Annotated in this window: 11 protein-coding genes; 7 read left to right on the top strand and 4 right to left on the bottom strand. The window is 55.0% G+C overall.

Features of this window, described 5'->3' with window-relative positions:
- The first annotated feature begins 193 nt into the window (after window positions 1-193).
- Window positions 194-1387 carry a CNNM domain-containing protein gene (locus tag RE6C_RS20535; protein WP_008659663.1) on the top strand — a complete coding sequence of 398 codons (1194 nt, stop codon included), beginning with the start codon at window positions 194-196 and terminating at the stop codon, window positions 1385-1387.
- Here RE6C_RS20535 and RE6C_RS20540 read toward each other — a convergent pair.
- Window positions 1321-2859: a bifunctional folylpolyglutamate synthase/dihydrofolate synthase gene (locus tag RE6C_RS20540; RefSeq protein ID WP_008659664.1), complete on the bottom strand. Its 1539-nt coding sequence runs from the start codon at window positions 2857-2859 to the stop codon at window positions 1321-1323. The genes RE6C_RS20535 and RE6C_RS20540 overlap by 67 nt on opposite strands.
- 260 nt (window positions 2860-3119) lie before the next feature.
- On the opposite strand from RE6C_RS20540, the gene RE6C_RS20545 reads away from it, so the two are divergent.
- From RE6C_RS20545 to RE6C_RS20575, 6 genes are all read left to right on the top strand, one after another.
- Entirely contained in the window at window positions 3120-4124 is a 1005-nt protein-coding gene (locus tag RE6C_RS20545) for an ABC transporter ATP-binding protein (RefSeq protein WP_008659665.1), read from the top strand.
- Window positions 4121-6010 (top strand): ABC transporter permease, encoded by a 1890-nt coding sequence (locus tag RE6C_RS20550; protein WP_008659666.1) that lies wholly within the window; start codon window positions 4121-4123, stop codon window positions 6008-6010. The genes RE6C_RS20545 and RE6C_RS20550 overlap by 4 nt, the downstream gene beginning before the upstream one ends.
- The gene (locus tag RE6C_RS20555) at window positions 6007-7980 is read left to right on the top strand and encodes an IRE (iron responsive element) (RefSeq protein ID WP_236618381.1); all 1974 of its coding nucleotides are present in this window, start codon (window positions 6007-6009) and stop codon (window positions 7978-7980) included. Before RE6C_RS20550 ends, RE6C_RS20555 begins: the two co-directional genes overlap by 4 nt.
- 177 nt (window positions 7981-8157) lie before the next feature.
- Entirely contained in the window at window positions 8158-9921 is a 1764-nt protein-coding gene (locus RE6C_RS20560) for a cation:proton antiporter domain-containing protein (protein WP_008659670.1), read from the top strand.
- Window positions 9918-11063 (top strand): tRNA epoxyqueuosine(34) reductase QueG, encoded by a 1146-nt coding sequence (gene queG / locus RE6C_RS20565; RefSeq protein ID WP_008659672.1) that lies wholly within the window; start codon window positions 9918-9920, stop codon window positions 11061-11063. Before RE6C_RS20560 ends, queG begins: the two co-directional genes overlap by 4 nt.
- A 250-nt stretch (window positions 11064-11313) precedes the next feature.
- Window positions 11314-14319 (top strand): zinc-dependent metalloprotease, encoded by a 3006-nt coding sequence (locus RE6C_RS20575; protein WP_008659675.1) that lies wholly within the window; start codon window positions 11314-11316, stop codon window positions 14317-14319.
- Window positions 14320-14404: 85 nt separating this feature from the next.
- Here RE6C_RS20575 and RE6C_RS20580 read toward each other — a convergent pair whose 3' ends face one another.
- The 3 genes from RE6C_RS20580 to RE6C_RS20590 form a co-directional block, all read right to left on the bottom strand.
- On the bottom strand, window positions 14405-15484 hold the full coding sequence (locus RE6C_RS20580) for a hypothetical protein (protein ID WP_008659676.1): 1080 nt from the start codon (window positions 15482-15484) through the stop codon (window positions 14405-14407).
- A gap of 202 nt (window positions 15485-15686) precedes the next feature.
- Complete coding sequence (locus RE6C_RS20585; RefSeq protein ID WP_008659679.1) at window positions 15687-16112, bottom strand: response regulator; 426 nt, start codon at window positions 16110-16112, stop codon at window positions 15687-15689.
- A gap of 65 nt (window positions 16113-16177) precedes the next feature.
- Window positions 16178-17440: a serine hydroxymethyltransferase gene (locus tag RE6C_RS20590; protein WP_008659680.1), complete on the bottom strand. Its 1263-nt coding sequence runs from the start codon at window positions 17438-17440 to the stop codon at window positions 16178-16180.
- Between the last annotated feature and the right edge of the window lie 146 nt (window positions 17441-17586).

Raw genomic sequence — 17586 nt, forward strand, 5'->3', positions numbered from 1 at the left:
TTGAACCATGGGAACGACGTGATGAAGCTTAGCAATCCCGGCGGAGCGAGGAACCGGTCGGTGCCGATGCGGAGGGACGCGAGCGTCCGGCCCAACGTCGATTCGATAGAATCAGAGGGCGGTTACACGATTTGCGTGTGCTGTATGATGGGCACGCCCGAGCTCCGGTTCCTTCTCATTGAATTCGACTTCCATGCTTCTGCTAGTTTATCTCGTCGCGGCCATCGGCTTCTCTTTTTACTGCAGTGTTGCCGAGGCGGTGTTGCTGTCGATCACGCCTTCGTTCGTCGCAACGCTGGAAAAGACCAAGCCGCTCGCGGCGAAACGTTTGAGCCGGTTGAAGGCCAACATTGATCGCCCGCTGGCAGCAATTTTGAGTTTGAACACGATCGCCCACACGATTGGTGCGGCCGGGGTGGGGGCCGAAGCGTCCAAGTTGTATGGCGACACCGCCTACGGTGGTCACGCGGTTGGTATCGCCAGTGCGTTGATGACGCTTTTGGTGTTGGTTTTCAGTGAGATCATTCCGAAAACCATCGGTGCGTTGCACTGGCGAACACTTGGCCCGATGGTGGCAGCCTCGGTGGGCTATTTGATTGTCTTGTTGTATCCGTTGGTCTGGATGAGCGAGCAGTTGACCAAGGTTTTGTCAGGCGGCAAGAGTCACCACACACTGACTCGAGATGAGCTGTCCGCGATGGCCGAAATCGGAGCCCAACAAGGTGTTTTGGAAGATCACGAATCGCGAGTGTTTCAGTCGTTGATGAGACTGCCCGATTTGACCGCTCAAGACATCATGACTCCGCGGGTCGTCATCATCGCCTATCCCGAAACGATGACCGTGGGAGAATTGCTCGAGAAAGCGTCGCCCAACCAATCGGCCGATCGCGAATCGAATAGCTACGGTTCGGGCAACACGGAGCCATCGACTCTCAGCGGCGAGGTGGCGGATCTGCCGGTCTCACGTATTCCGATTTACGATCAGCAACTCGATCGCATCACCGGGTTCGTATTGAAGGTCGACTTGCTGCTCGCTCATACACGCGGCCAATCGGACCGTCAGCTAAAAGAATTCCTGCGTCCCGTCGCTGTGGTTCGGCACAATCGGCCGTTGCCCAAGTTGTTGGAAATCCTTCTCGAAGGACGCCACCATTTGGCGATGGTCAGCGATGATTATGGCAGCATCGTCGGCTTGGTAACGTTGGAAGACCTGGTGGAAACGCTACTCGGCCTGGAAATTGTCGACGAGTCGGACAAACAGGTCGATTTGCAGCAATACGCCCGAAAACGTTGGGAAGAACGAGCCGCTCGGATCGGCATTCAGCCGCTCGATGAGCCGCCTGGAGGCGTCGAAGTCGTCGAGACCGGCGACGAACCGCAGCATTGAATCAACCATGGTCGGAGCTCCGCTGCAAGGAAGAATGAGCCGCAGATGACCAGGACGCCGCCGACGTTGAGGGAGTCGACCGCGTTCTGAACCGCCTCCATGGGACGCTCGAATGAGGTGATGTGATCGGGGGACAATCCGGCTTGCAGTGCCGTGCGATGCAAATCGTCGACTGGAACGAACCGTGGATTGCCTTCGTACCGGGTGAGGGTCCATCGGTCGAAGTGTGGCTGCATTCTTTGCAGCATCGCCAGCACATTCTTATCGGCGCTGGTGCCGAACAAGCACGATCGTTGTCGTTTCGGCATACGTTGATTCAACACGTTCAGCATCGCCTCGATCGAGTCGGCATTGTGAGCCGTGTCCAGCAACACCACTCGATCGTCCGGCAAATCGAATCGTTCCAGTCGAGCTTCCATTTGTAGTGACGACAGACACTGATGGATGCGTTGTTCGGGACGAAGCTTTCGTGTGACATCGGGCAACGCATCCACCAACGCCAACGCGATCGCCGCGTTGCGAACTTGGTGGGCTCCTTCGAGCTTCAAATCCACGACCGTGTCTGCTGGCAACCAATCGCCGAGCCCGCTGATTTGGAAGCTGCTGCCCCAGCATTTTTGGGATGCCGTGTCGGGTGTGATTTGAATATCGTCACCGAGGTGTGTCAGCGGTGCGCTAATTTGGTCGGCGATTCGAACGATCACGTCTCGTACTGGACCGCTGGGAACGCCGTTGATAGCCGGCGTATCTCGTTTGAAAATGCCCGCTTTCTCGGCTGCGATCAATTCCTTCGTCTCACCGAGCACATGTTGGTGGTCCAACCCTATGCTGGTAATCGCGGTGGCGTGACTTTGGAACACATTCGTGCTGTCGAGCCGTCCACCCAACCCGGTTTCTAAAACCCAAACATCACATTGCCGCCGATGGAAGTGTTCAATCGCCATCGCCGTGGTTAGTTCAAAGAACGACGGGCCGCCGATGGGAGCGGCCGCCATCGCCTCGACGATCGGTCGCATGGAATCGATCAGTCCGATCATTTCCTCGGGAGTCGCGTTCTCGCCATCGACTCGAAACCGTTCTTCCAGGTGCACCAGGTGCGGCGACGTGTAAAGACCAACACGGTATCCGGCCTGGTGAAGCAGTGCAGCGACCATGGTGGCGGCGCTGCCTTTTCCTTTTGTGCCCGCCAGGTGAACGATTTGAACGCCGGTCGATTCGCCGGGCTGGATGATGGAGTCTGGTTTCGCCGATTCATCCGCGGCGGAATTCGTCTCACTGGATGGGGGGATTTGGCCGAGTTCATTGGAATCGACCGTGAGATGCTGACCATGCCCTAGTCGCTGGATCAAATCCCGCATTCGATCCAGTGTAAAACGATAACGCGAACCGGATGATGCCAGCTTTTCGTAGTCAATTCGGTCGACCAACCAACCCAGTGCGGCTTGATAGGCATCACTTTTTCGCGAGATCACGGTCGATCTGCTTTCGATCTCTGAATCATCGTGATCGGGGTGAAATAGTCGGTGACGCCGGGACATGGATCGCCCGCGCGGCGTTAGCATGCGGGAATCGAACAGTCGCAGTGATAAAAATAGAAACCATGGCTGACAACCCCGAACCGTCTGGGAGAATGCCTCGTAGCGTAGGGGACTTCTCCGTAGGCTCGGATTTTTGATGAGTCTCCTTCATCCATTTTATTCGTCTTTTCTCTTTGAGTCGGGATCCTTCATCCGTGAGTACCGAACCCAATGCGGCTGTGGCTGACGCGCCACAAACCGCGACACCGGATTCTGCCGACGCCTCCAGCTCGGTCGTCATCGAGACCCGCAACCTGAGCAAGATTTACCGTGACTTTTGGGGCCGGAAAAAGGTTCACGCGTTGAAGTCCTTGGACATCGAAGTCCGCCCGGGAGAAATCTTTGGCTTGCTGGGCCCCAACGGAAGCGGCAAATCCACCACCATCAAGCTGATCCTCGGGCTGCTGTTTCCAACCAGTGGACGTGTTTTGGTGTTTGACCAAGACGCCAGCGAAACTCGCAAGAACGAGCGAATCGGGTATCTGCCCGAAGAATCGTACCTGTACAAATTTCTGACCGCGGACGAAACACTCGACTTCTATGGCCGACTGTTCGACTTGTCCGCCTCCGAGCGGCGTGACCGTGTGTCGCAATTGATCGAAATGGTCGGTCTTCAAGGTGCCAAGCACCGCCAGTTGAAGGAATACAGTAAGGGAATGACCCGCCGAGTCGGTTTGGCTCAGGCGTTGATCAACGACCCCGACCTGATCCTATTGGACGAACCGACTACCGGTTTGGACCCGATTGGTACTCGCGAAATGAAGGACTTGATCCTCGGCCTTCGCGACCAAGGCAAAACCGTCTTGTTGTGCAGCCACCAGCTCGCCGACGTCCAAGACGTTTGTGACCGGGTCGCAATTCTGCACCAAGGTGAACTGAAAGAGCTTGGCCGAGTCAGCGACCTGTTGAAGGTTCAAGACGTGACCGAAGTTCACGCGACGGGATTGTCCGACGCGGCCAAAACCGAAATCGCAGACGTCATCGCTCGGCATGGTGGCACGGTTCAGTCGATCGACAACCCAACCGCAACGATGGAAGACTTGTTCCTCAACATCGTTCGTGAGAGCGAGGCTCGACCGGGGGCTCGCCGAGTTTCTCAAGGTTCCGACGCGGCTTCCGCCAATGATGGCAGCAGCGACAGCGACGGAGGACAGGCATGAACCTACAACCGGAAGATTTCTGGTCGTATTCAGAATGGTTCTTTCGAGACGGTGCGTTTCTAGAAAGTGCCGCGTTGAAGGGTATCGTGTTGTTAGTCTTGGCCATCGTGCTGGGATTGATCGCGGGATACGTGATCTCGTCGTCCCGTTACGGTTCAGGCGAAGGCTTTTTTGCCGTCGCTCGAGCTGTTCGTGACTTCTTTCGATTCGACCTGCCTGGAACCAGCCTGCGACGCATCTTTGCTCTCGCGAGGCTCTCGTTCAAAGAAGCTCTTCGACGAAAAGTCCTCTACATCGTCGGCTTGTTTGTCGTGTTGTTGTTGCTGGCAGGTTGGTATCTCAACCCGCAAAGCGATGACCCCGCTCGACTTTATGTCAGCTTCGTGCTGACGATGACAAACTACTTGGTCTTGGCATTGGCACTATTTATCAGTGCGTTCTCCTTGCCCGAAGACATCAAAAACAAAACGATCTACACCATTGTCACCAAACCGGTCCGAGCGACTGAAATCATCGCTGGTCGAATGCTGGGTTTTGTTGGCGTCGGCACGATGATCCTCGTCCCGATGGGGTTACTCAGTTGGTTGTTTGTGGTCCGTGGTTTGGATCACACCCACCAAGAAGTCGTCGAAGTTCGCGAATTGCCGGGTGGTGGATACGAAGGTGAGACGGACTACGTCCAGTTCCACTCCCACACGTTCAAGTTGGACGAAACCGGCGAAGGGCTCACGAACATTGTTCGTGGTCACCGTCACGTCGTTCGTCGAAGCGAAGACGGAACGTTCCAGATCGGCCCGCCCCAAGGTGCACTGCGAGCACGGATCCCATCTTATGGTTCGATTCGTTTCCGAGACCGATCGGGTAACTTGCAAGAGGAAGGCATCGACGTCGGGAATGAGCGTTTGGCAGGTGGATACAGCAGCACTGGGATTGCCCGTCTGATTGGTGTCGCCAAAGGCAACCGCAAGATCGAGCACGGCTACGTCGAAGGCGGCTCGCTCGGTACCGCCGAGTTCACGTTTGATAACGTGACGCAAGAACGCTACCCCGATGGCATTCCGGTTGACCTCTCGTTGCGAGCCTATCGTTCCTACAAGGGCGACATCGAAACTGGCATCCGTGGTTCGGTCACGATGAAGCACCCCGACAAAGCCATCGAAAGCAATCCGGTTGCTTTCATCGTCGACGAGTACGAAGTCGACGAAAAGATTTTGCCGCTCGAGATCGAGGGCACTGACGGCAGCGAAACCCGCATGCTCAACGTGTTTGAAGATTTGGTCAACGAAAAAGGCCAAATCATGATCATCGTTCGCTGCCTCGATCGCGCTCAGTACTTGGGTGTGACAAAGAGCGGTGTTTACCTGCACCCTGCCGACAATTCGTTTGGTTGGAACCTCACCAAAGCTTACGGATCGATTTGGTTGCAGATGACGATGGTGATCGCTTTCGGCGTCATGTTCAGTACGTTTTTGACTGGACCCGTCGCGATGATCTCGACCTTCGTCTGCGTGCTGCTTGGTTTCTCTGCGGAGCAAGTGTTCGATACCCGTCACTACATCGACAGTGGAATCGAGCGTGGAGGCGGACCAATTGAATCGATGGTTCGTCTGCTTCGACAAGACGCCATGACGACTCAGTTGGACGTCGACACGGTCGCGGCAAAGGTGATCAAAACCGTCGACGCGGCCATTGTTTACGGCCTCGATGCGATCGCCACGGCACTGCCCAACCTTCCCAAAATGGTCGAGACGGCGGAGTACGCCGCATCGGGCTTTGATATTTTCGGTGCGTTGCTCGCGCGGCACGCCACGGCAACGTTCGGGTATGTCCTGCTTGCCTTTATCGTTAGTTATTTCATCCTGAAATCGCGTGAGATCGCGGCATGAATCGCACTACTGTTCTGCGACGTAAATTGGTCTATCTGATGATCCTCGTGGTCATGCTGATTCCCTTGTACCTGTTGGGGCAACCCAGCGGTGGTGGCGGGGAAGGCGGCGGCCGCTTGGCTCAGTTGCGAGGCAAGTATGACATTGCCGAGAGCGATCTCGGTGAAATCAGCCCTGCCAGTGAAACGATGAAGCTCGCTTCATTGGGGCTTCGTGGGGTGGCGGCTTCGCTGCTCTGGAAGAAGTCGCACGATTATCGTGTTCTGCACGAGTGGGACCGTTTGAAAGCAACGCTCAACAACATCGCATTGTTGCAGCCTCACTTTGACAAGGTCTGGGAATTCCAGGCTCACAACTTGGCGTACAACGTTTCGACCGAGTTCGACGATTATCGTCAACGATACGAAATGGTCCGCGAGGGGACTGAGTTCCTGACCAAAGGTGTGAACCAAAACCGCAAAGCACCACGCTTGGTTTGGTACACCGGTTGGTTCTATGGCCAGAAGATGGGCATGTCGGATGAGAAGGAACAGTTTCGTCGACTGTTCTCCGAAGACGACAAGCTTCACGAAGACCTCTTGGAAGAAGACATTGCCGTCGACAGCCCAGAAGCTCGTGGTCCGACGAACAAACCGGACAATTGGTTGGTCGGTCGTCTGTGGCTCAACCGAGGTTACGACTTGGTCGAATCCGGTGTCCAGATTCGTCGTCAGACACCACTGAACTTCTACGAAACCGGACCAAAGTGGCGTCTGAAACACGCCGAAGCGATCGAATCAGAAGGCATCTTGGACGAGCGAGCTCAGAATGCTTGGCAGTTGGCGTCAACTGATTGGAAAGCCTTTGGTAATCGATCGGTTCCCACCACGGCTGCTTTCACAATCAAGCTCGGTCAGTTGGATGAATTGATTCGCCAACGAGAAGACAAGATCAATTTGCTAGAGGAAGTCGCTGGTGATGCTTACCTCGATGCTCGAGCGGAGGCGATTGAGAAGCTTGCTCCAGTTCAACGTGATGCTTTGTCGACTCCCGAAGAGGAGCGAACGAAGTCTCAGCAGTCGATCGCAAAAGCAGCTGAAGAATCAGTCAAAGTCGACTACGACGCCGTCGCTCGAGCGACTCAGCAGTCGAAGCAGCTTCAGGCTCTTCAGTTGGTCGAAGACATCAAGGATCTCGACGAACGAGTTCTGAAGACTGAAGGCTACCGCAAACAGATCAACTATCCCTACTGGGACACGTTGGCTCTCGCGGAGCAAGAAGAACGGACCGTTCGAGCTCGCCGATTGATCTACGAAGCCGAAAAGGCAAACGCGGACGCGGAGCTTGAGAAAGCAATCGGTCTGTACGAAGAAGCCTTCGAGGTTTGGGCCAAGATCTTCGACGACTATCCGATCCTCGTGATTGATGACACGGCTCAGGATTTGTACGAGTCCTTGCGTCGTTATCGTATCGCGATCGATTCCGATGAAATGCCGGATGACTTCCCGTTGAAAGCATTCGTTGAGTTGATGGGTGAGTACGGGCAAGTCGATCAAGACATGTACGAAGAAGTTCGTCAAACTCAGAAGGACTTGGCAGAGAAACGACAGGCTGAATTGGAAGCCGAAGAGCGTCGTTTGGAAGAAGAAGCTGCCAAAGCGGAAGCTGAGAAGAAAGCCGCCGCAGAGGAGGAAGCCTCAGCTGAGGAAGAAACCGCTGCGGAGCCAGAAGGCGAAATGGAAGCCGAGAAGACGGACGGTGAAGAAGTTGCCGAGACGGAATCGGCTGAAGCAGAAACCGAAGCTGAGGCAGAAAACGCCGATGATGCGGAGATGAAAGAAGAGGCCGGCGACACGGATTCGGCCGAGGCGGAATCGAATGATTCGGCAGGCGAGAGCGAAGGTGACACATCCGATGCGGAGCCTTCGGTCGAGGAAGAGGCACCTACCGATGAAGTTGTGGAAGAGGCCCCTGCCGAAACGGAAGACTGATCTCTGCAGCTTCACAGAACTGAATTTTGACGAAGCCCGTCGTGTCTGAATGGATGCGGCGGGCTTCTCAATTTGAGCGAAAGGTTCTATGTCGGTGAAATGAAAATCTAGCTAAACTGCGGCCCTGCTTGCCGGTTTTGGCAGACTCACGTCTCGGCCCTTCGCTCGCTAGTTGCCATGATCGACACCATCGGAACCCTTTTGTTAGGTGCTGCTGACGCAAGCGCCGTCGCGAGCGAATCGCACTCAAGTTCCGTTGAGATGGTGCACATCGCGACCACCTTGGGAATGCTTTTGACCGCCAGTTTGTTGGCGGGGCTGGCCAGCGAATATTTGCGATTGCCGAAGGTGACCGCTTACCTGATTGCTGGTTTGCTGCTTGGCCCCAGCTTTGGCGATGTGATTCCGCACGAGCATCATTTGGTGCTGGAACCGCTCACGAAACTCGCGATGGCCTTGGTGTTGTTTTACCTCGGCACGCTGTTTCCATTTGATCAAATCCGGCGAATTTCGCGTCGAGCAATTCCGCTTTCGTTTGGCGAGTTGGTGTTCACCGTCATTCTGGTGACCGTTGGCACCTATTTGCTGGGCATGTCGGCTGCACAAGCTGCCCTGCTCGGGACCTTGGCCATTGCGACTGCACCGGCGACGACGATGTTCGTGCTGCGGGAAACCAATGCGGAAGGTCCCGTGACCAGTCTCACTGGAACGCTGGTGACACTGAACAACCTTGTCGCGGTGATCGCTTTTGAATTGGTTTGGTTGGCGATCGAAGTGGCTGGCGGCGACGCATCGAGCTCGATCGGCCAAACCGTGTTGCTATTGGTGCGGTCTCTCGGCGGCGCTTTCTTGCTCGGGTTGGTCGGCGGGTTGGTGATCAGCTACGCCTGCGAAATCATGCATACTCGGCGATGGTTGGTGCTGCTGGTTGGTGCTTCGGCGTTGATGCTCGGCCTCAGCGAATCGTGGGAACTGCCATACATGTTGGTGTTTCTGGTCGTCGGTTTGGTCGTGGTGAATTCCTCGAGCGGAACGCAAAAGATCACCGCCCAAATGGACTCGATCGGCGGTCTGCTCACCGTGGTTTTCTTTTCGGTCCACGGAAGCGAGCTGGACCTGAACCTGCTGATGGATGTCGGCATGATCGGGGCTGGCTACGTGGTGCTGCGCAGTGTTGGCAAGGTCGCGGGCATTTGGTTCATGGCATCGCGAACGGGTGCCCCGGTGGAAGTCCGAACGTGGTTGGGCCCCGCGATGTTGGCTCAGGCGGGTGTCGCTATTTCGTTGGCCGCGACTGCGACTTCGCGAAATCCTGAGATGGCTGGCGAAGTGCAGACGATCATCCTCGGAACCGTGGTTGTCTTTGAAATTTTAGGACCGTTGTTGACTCGAGCGGCCGTACTGAAAAGCGGTGAGATGCCGATTGCAAACTCCATCCACCACACGTTCGGGACGCCACTTGGTGCGTTGCGAAACGTGTTCACTCGGTTGGCGGGTTCGGCTGGATTGCTGAGCAAGAAACAAGCGTTGTCAGAACGCATGCGAGTCGAACAGGTGATGCGTCGAAGCGTCGTGGGCATTGCCGAGAGCGCGGACTTCAACGAAGTTGTTCACTTCGTGGAGCATTCGCACGACAACACATTCCCGGTTCTTGATGAAGACCGATGCGTTGTCGGCTTGATTCGGTTTGATTTGCTCAATCAAGCGTTCTTCGATCCGCATTCTGATCACCTGGTTCGCGCCGGTGACCTGGCGACTCCGCCAGAGGTTCTGCTGCATCCCGCGCAGCCCGTACGAGATGCGGTGGAGTTGTTCCGGCATACAACGGATGACTGTGTGCCTGTTGTCACCGATGAACCACCGCATCGGTTGGTTGCCACTGTCCGTCGGAGCGATCTGACATCGCTTCTCATCCGTGATCGAAAAGCCGGTTTGTCGTGAACGATTTGGTTGAGCAGATCCGAGAGACTGCTCTGTCAGAAGGTTTCGCAGCAATGGGGATCGCACCTGCGATTACCAGCGAAGGGTTCCATCAATTGGTCGATTGGATTGAATCTGGTTACGCCGGTTCGATGGACTACATCGAACGTCGGCTGGATGCCTATCGTCATCCCGGCGGAGTACTCGAAGGCACTAAGTCAATCATTGTCTTGGCAATGAACTACGACGCCTCGGACCGCGGAGCGGCCCCTTCAGATGAAGGCTTGGCATTTGGCAAGACCGCTCGCTACACATGGTCGGGTGTCGACTATCACGATGTGATTCATCCGAAGTTGAAACGGATCGTTCGATTGATTCGCGATCAAATCCCAGAAGCGAACGCTCGCGGAATTGTCGACACCGCGCCGTTGATGGAACGCGAAGTCGCGGTGCTCGCCGGTCTGGGATGGAGAGGCAAAAACACCTTGCTGCTGAACAAGCAATTGGGCAGCTACTTCTTTCTCGCGTGTGTTTTGGTGGACATCGATTTGCCAATCGATCAACCACATGATTCCAGCCACTGCGGAACCTGCACGGCATGTTTGGATGCCTGTCCTACGGATGCATTTCCCAGTGCTGGCGTATTAGATGCGTCCAAATGCATCAGCTACCTGACAATCGAGAATTCTGATCTGCCTGAGTTATCGCTCCGCAGTGGCATTGGTGAGTGGGCGTTTGGGTGCGATGTTTGCCAGGAGGTTTGTCCTTGGAACCGGCGTCCTTCGCGACAGAAAAACGAGACGAACGGTTTGCGAGGGCATCGTGAGCCAACATCTGCGTCGAGTGACCATGCTGGTTGGCTGGAGCTGACTTCGCTTTTCTCGATGACCGACGATCAGTTTCGAAGTCAGTTCCGGCGGACGCCGTTTTGGAGGACAAAGCGGAGAGGAATGTTGCGAAACGCGATCGTTGTTTTGGGGAGCCAAAAGCGTCGCGACGCGATCGAACTGTTGTTCACAACCTTGGATGATCCAGATCCTGAATTGCGAGCCATCGCGGTTTGGGCGATTTGCCAGATGGAAGATCACGATGCGTTGGATCGGCTGCGGGGATACCGACAATCGGAAGATGATCCGATCGTTTTGGCTGAATTTCCAGGATAATTTCTGCGAAGGGCCGCTAACGGGTGGCTGTTTCTAATGGCGTCCCAATCCCGCTTATTGGTCGCCGTGTGGTCGCAAACTTTGCTCAGCGAGCGTTTGTATCAATTGGTCCGGCAAAATGTTTGGTTTGAGCCGACTTTATCGGATAAAACAGTGAAGAGACTGTGAACGAAACCCGCCGAGACTGCTTATTTTAACGTAGTCTTGACTCTCCCTCCCTTTTTCGAACGAACCATTGGAAGCATTGGGTATGAATCGAATCTGCCGTGTCGTGGCCACGATTGCCGCCATAGCGGTGACAACTGTTGGAAGTGCGTTGACCAGTTCCGCCGCCGACTTGCCACCATTCTCAAAAATCTCTGAAGGCTACAAGCAGCTTCCAGTTTCCGATCAGCAAGCCAAGAAAGGCTTGTTCAACGTCTGGCAACATGAAAAAGAAGCCTCGGTGATCGCCGAGTTGCCCAAGAATTTCGCGGGCAAAAAGTTCTTCGTTGCTTTGACCCTTAGTAGCGGTGATCGCTACGCCGGATTGCAATCCGGTGACTGGGTCGTTCAGTGGCGTCGCTACAACAATCGCCTCGCGTTGATCGCCCCAAACTTGGATATCCGGGCCACTGGCGATGCGGAATCAAAAGCATCGGTCAAACGATTGTTCACCGACCGTGTCCTGCTCGACGTGCCAATTTTGGCGATGGGCCCCAGCGGCGGTCCTGTCGTCGACATGGACAGCTTGTTGATCGGCAACGCGACCACCTTCTTTGGTTCGTCGGTTCGATTGGCCAACAGCCGATTGTTCACGGTCGAAGCAGCCAAGGTATTTCCCGAAAACGTCGAACTGGCGTTTGAAGTTGTTGGCCGTGGCGGCCGCTTGCAAACACTTCACTATTCATTCAGCGAAGTGCCAAGCAGTTCGAGTGGATTCAAACCGCGGGAAGCCGATGAGCGAGTGGGGTTCTTTGTGACCTCCTTCTCGGATTTGAGCCAATACCAAGACGATGAAACGAAAGTTCGCTACATCAATCGGTGGAAGCTCGAAAAGCGTGATCCAAAGCTGAAGTTGAGCCCACCCAAAGAGCCAATCCGCTTCTATGTGGAGCACACTGCTCCCGTTCGCTACCGTCGCTGGATCAAGCAGGGCGTCGACTACTGGAACAAGGCGTTCGAGAAAGTCGGAATCGTTGACGCAATCGTGATCGAGTATCAAGACGCGGTCAGCAAGATCCATATGGAAAAGGATCCGGAAGATGTTCGATACAACTTCATCCGGTGGTTGAACAACGACGTTGGAACTGCGATCGGCCCAAGTCGAGTGCACCCCGAAACCGGACAGATTTTGGATGCCGATATCATCCTGACCGATGGTTGGATTCGTCACTTCAATTTCAACTACAACGACTTGATGCCCCAATTGGCAATGGAAGGCGTGAGTGCCGAAACATTGGCATGGCTGGGAAGTCACCCCAATTGGGATCCGCGTGTCCGCATGGGAGCCAAGGAATCAGCCAACGCTCTGCGAGCAAAGTATGCCATGGAAGCACAGCAGCCGATGGCTGGTTTCGCGATGGCACAGGCTGACCCGGCGTTGCTGGGTGATGACGAATACGACGGGCTGATGGGACAAGTCAGTCAGAAGAATGGTCTGTGCATGGCGGCCTCTGGACGCAGCATGGATTTGGCATTCGCTCGCATGAATTGGGGCTTGGCCCTGATGGCCGACGAGGAAGCCGAAAAGAAGAAAGAAGAAGACGCGAAAGAGAAGGCTGAAGCCGAAAAGGCTGACAAAGAAGAGAAGAAAGACGGCGACTCGGAATCCGAAGAAGGCGAAGAAGAAGAGAAGGATGAAGAAGCCGAGGACGACGAGAAGTCTGACGATGACGAGAAAGAAGTCGCCAAGAAGGAAGAGGAAAAAGAAAAGGATGAACTGCTGGACGGAATTCCAGAATGGTTCGTCGGTCCCTTGTTGGCAGACTTGGTCGCACACGAAGTCGGCCACACACTCGGGTTGCGTCACAACTTCAAGGCTTCGGCTTTGTACACGATCGACGAGATCAACAGCGAAGAACTGAAGGGCAAGAAAACGTTCACCGCATCGGTGATGGATTACTGCCCCATCAATTACCGCTATGAAGCTGGTGAGACCCAAGGCGACTATGCCATGATCGACATCGGTCCCTATGATTTCTGGGCGATCGAATATGGTTACACATTCGAAGACTCGAAGTTGAAGGAGATCCTCAAGCGATGCTCCGAGCCTGAATTGCAATTCTGCACGGACGAAGACACGAGCGGCCCAGACCCATACGCTCGTCGCTATGACTTTGGCAAAGATCCTCTGACCTATGCCGAAGAGCAAATGCGTTTGGCTCAGCTTTATCGCGATCGTTTGCTTGAGAAGTTTGTCAAAGACGGTGACAGTTGGGCGAAAGCTCGACGTGGATACGAGCTGACTTTGGCGATTCAAACCAAGGCGGTCAGCATGATGTCCAATTGGATTGGCGGTGCATTTGTTAACCGGGACAAGAAGGGCGATCCAGGAAATCGGGTTCCCGTCGAAGTCGTGCCTGCTGCCGATCAACGTGCCGCGTTGCAGTTCGTGATTGATACCAGTTTCCGTGATGAGTCCTATGGTTTGACCACGGAAATCTTGGAACGACTTGGCATCGACAAATGGCTTGACAACGGTCGTGGCGGAATGTCAAACGAAGCAACTTGGCCGATTCACGACCGAGTGTTGGGAATGCAAGCCAGCACGCTGACGTTGATTATGAACCCAACGACTTTGCGCCGGGTCTATGACAATGAACTTCGTCTTCCCGCCGAAACAGATGCTTTGACGCTTCCCGAGGTGCTGAACACTGTCAGCGATGCAGTTTGGGAAGAATTGGATCAACCTTGTCCTGATGATCGAAACGATCGCAAGCCGATGATCACTTCGCTGCGTCGAAATCTGCAACGCGAACACATTCAGCGTTTGGTGGATTTGGTCCTGGAAGAAGGTCAAGACACTGCGGCGTACCATCCGATCAGCAACTTGGCTCGCATGCAATTGCGAACCTTGTCCAGTCGCATGGGTTCGACCATCGAGAAATGTGGCAACAAGATGGATGCCTACAGCTTGGCACACTTGACCGAGTGCAAAGAACGAGTCGAACGTGCGTTGGAAGCGGGTTACACCTATGGTGGTGCAAAACAAGGCGCTCCAATGCTGATGATGTTGATGGGCAACGAAGCCAAATCGCCTTCGAACGAAGACTGATCTTCATCATCAATCGAAATCCAAACAGCCTTCTCATTCTTGTGAGAAGGCTGTTTTCGTTTGATGGCGGCCGTTTATCGGTAGCTCATTTCCCGAGGTAATGGACATCGAGGCGAGCCGCGATTTCTCGGTTGAATGAACCCAGGCTTGGTGAACGAGTGATTGTGGTCATCAATGCCGTGAATCGTTCAACCAATGGGAGCAGATACTCTTCCAAGATAGGAGAGATGGACTGGTTCAGTTGGTTGGCGGGGCTGCCGGAATAGATTGACGGTTCTGGAACTTGGTCGATTTCGGCGAAGACTTCTTCCATCCAACCATCAATCGCGATTGCGGATACACCCAGCGACACGAGTTTGATGCAGTCATCAACGGTCGCCACACGTTGCTGGTCCCAGCGGGGCGGAGAAAGCCAGAGAGGCGGAACGTCCGGTTGGCGAATCAACTGGTTCAGCAGTTCGGCGAACTGGAGCCCTGAGACGGAAATTTGACCGGACCGGATTAGCAATGCGTCCGCCGGAGTCGCTGCGAGCGTTTCGCGATTTTCCCAAAGCCATTCTGGGGTAACGCTCACCAAAACCGCCGCTTGAGGTGCGAGTCGCCTTAGCTGATGGATTTTGTTTGGGAGGCTATCCAAATCCACAATGTCCGGCGGAAGCGTGAACGCGGATACCCAGCCACCACCCGACAATGGTTGTTCCTTCGGTGTAGCTTCCCAGCGTCGGATCTGCTCGGCGCTGTAGGCGAAACGTCCCGACGCATCTCGAAGTGGTGATAAACGAACGTCGATCACGGTGGCAGTGTCAAAGTCGTCCGCACTCAAACCGTATCGCTCACTCCGGTAGGGGAGCATCTGCAGTGGATGCGCGGCCTCCGGTTCAGTTTGTTCTTGGTCCTCATCGGAGTCATCCCGGGCACCGAGTTCACTGTGCAAGTACGACGTCAGGATCCCGTGCTGCTGCAGTTGTTCCGCAAGAGCCTGCGCAACCTTGGGAGACCAACGGTGCCAGGGGGCTTCGTCCAGGAACAATCGCGTGGGAAGTTCGACCGTCGAACCGCCTGCCCGCTGAACCTGAAACGAAGGAGGCGTCGGTGGGACACCTCGCCGTCCAGAACCGAATCGAGGTGGCAACAAGCACAACGCATCAAGCGAACTGTCAAACATGTCGGCCTAGGGGACGATGGATCGGAGATCGAGTCACGATCACGCGAATTCCAAGATCTCGGCAACTTCCCTCGGGTGAATCGGATGTGATTCGGTTGAGGAGAAAAGCGGATGGCTGATGCGGTGGAATCGGCGTGACACGCACACTTCTTGTCCGATTGTATCCGCTGGAGCCCACTTGAGTGGCGGCTCCTCAATTTGATCAGCGTTCTTCCATCTCTTGGATGTAGAGCCGCAGACGCGAAAGCTCATCGGTCGTGCCTTTGAGCTTCAGCATGTTCTCGACCCGTTTGGTCAACTCAATTCGGTTGACGGGTTTGCTCAAGAAATCATCTGTTCCAGCTTGAACACCACGCTCGATGTCACCCAGCTCGCTGAGAGCAGTGACCATCAGAATCATGATGTTGCTGGTTGCTGAATCGGCTTTCAGTTTTTCGCAAACTTCGAATCCGCTCAGCTTCGGCATCATCACATCCAACAGGATCAGATCCGGTTGGAACGATGCGACCTTGGCCAGCGTGTCTTCCCCGTCCACCGCGGTTTCCAATTCGCAATCGATGTTGACCAAGTAGGCCTCCAGCAGTTCGCGGTTGGCAGTGTTATCGTCAGCAATCAGGATCCGATGCATCCGAGGCGGCTTTCAAGGAAGGGGGACAGGAAGTTTTCGAAGGGAACCAAACCAGCGGAACCTGATCAGGCAACGGTGGCGGGAGATTCAGCGGCGGCGGGGACGGGGAACGCCTGCACCATTTCGCGAATTTCGGTACGGATGGATTCGTGCAACGATGTGTTGTCGGAATCGGACAACGCGTTGTAGATCCATTGCCCGATTCGTTTCATCTCGTCGCCGCCCATTCCGCGGGTGGTCAGTGCCGGCGTTCCGATTCGGATACCGGATGGATCCATCGGTTTTCGCTGGTCAAACGGGATCATATTCATGTTGACGGTGATGCCGCAAGCATCGAGGACCGCTTCGGCTTTTTTGCCGCCCAAGTCCACTGCGGTGACGTCGACCAGCATGAGGTGGTTGTCGGTTCCGCCACTGACCAATCGCAATCCGCAGCTCATCAAGGTGTCGGCCAGCGTTTTCGCGTTGTCCACCACGGCTTGACCGTAGGCAGCGTATTCTTCGGTCATCGCTTCGGCAAAGCAAATTGCTTTGGCAGCGACCACGTGCATCAACGGGCCACCCTGAGTGCCGGGGAACACGTTGCGGTTGACCAATTTCAAGTGCTCGTCTTTGCACATGATCAAACCACTGCGAGGCCCACGAAGGGTCTTGTGGGTCGTCGTGGTGACGTAGTCCGCGTAGGGCACAGGACTGTTGTGAATTTTCGCGGCGACCAATCCGGCGTAGTGGGCCATGTCGACCATCAGCTTCGCACCGACCTCATCCGCGATTTCTTTGAATCGATCGTGAGGAATTTCGCGTGGGTAGGCACTCGCACCGGCGACGATCAGTTTCGGTTTGTGCTCGCGAGCCAATTTGACGATTTGGTCGAAGTCCAAGCGATGGTTGACTTCATCGACACCGTAGTTGACGAAGTTGTAAAGTCGGCCGCTCATGTTCAGCTTCATGCCGTGGGTCAGGTGACCGCCTTGGGCCAAATCCAATCCCAGCACGGTGTCGCCGACTTCGAGGCAACTCAGGTAAACCGCCGCGTTGGCTTGCGAGCCGCTGTGAGGCTGGACGTTGGCGGCTTCCGCACCAAACAGCTCCTTGGCCCGGTCAATTGCGATGGATTCCACCACGTCGACGTGCTCGCAACCGCCGTAGTAGCGGCGTCCGGGATAGCCCTCGGCGTATTTGTTGGTCAAGACGCTGCCGGTTGCTTCCATGATCGCTGGGCTGGTGTAATTCTCGCTGGCGATCAATTCCAAACCGTCTTGCTGACGAGTCGTTTCGGCTTGGATTGCATCCCAAATGGCGGGGTCTTGTGACTGAATGAAGCTCATGGCAGGTCAATTCGAAGCGTGTGGGGAAGAGGGCTCGTGGAAGCATTGTCGATTCCGATTAAAAAACCGTCAATGACTGAAAAAAGTCACCGGACGCGGTGAATTGACCGGTTTTCGTATCTTGGCGTCAGATCGCGAAACAATCC

It is taken from the genome of Rhodopirellula europaea 6C (assembly GCF_000338295.1).
Lineage (GTDB): Bacteria > Planctomycetota > Planctomycetia > Pirellulales > Pirellulaceae > Rhodopirellula > Rhodopirellula europaea.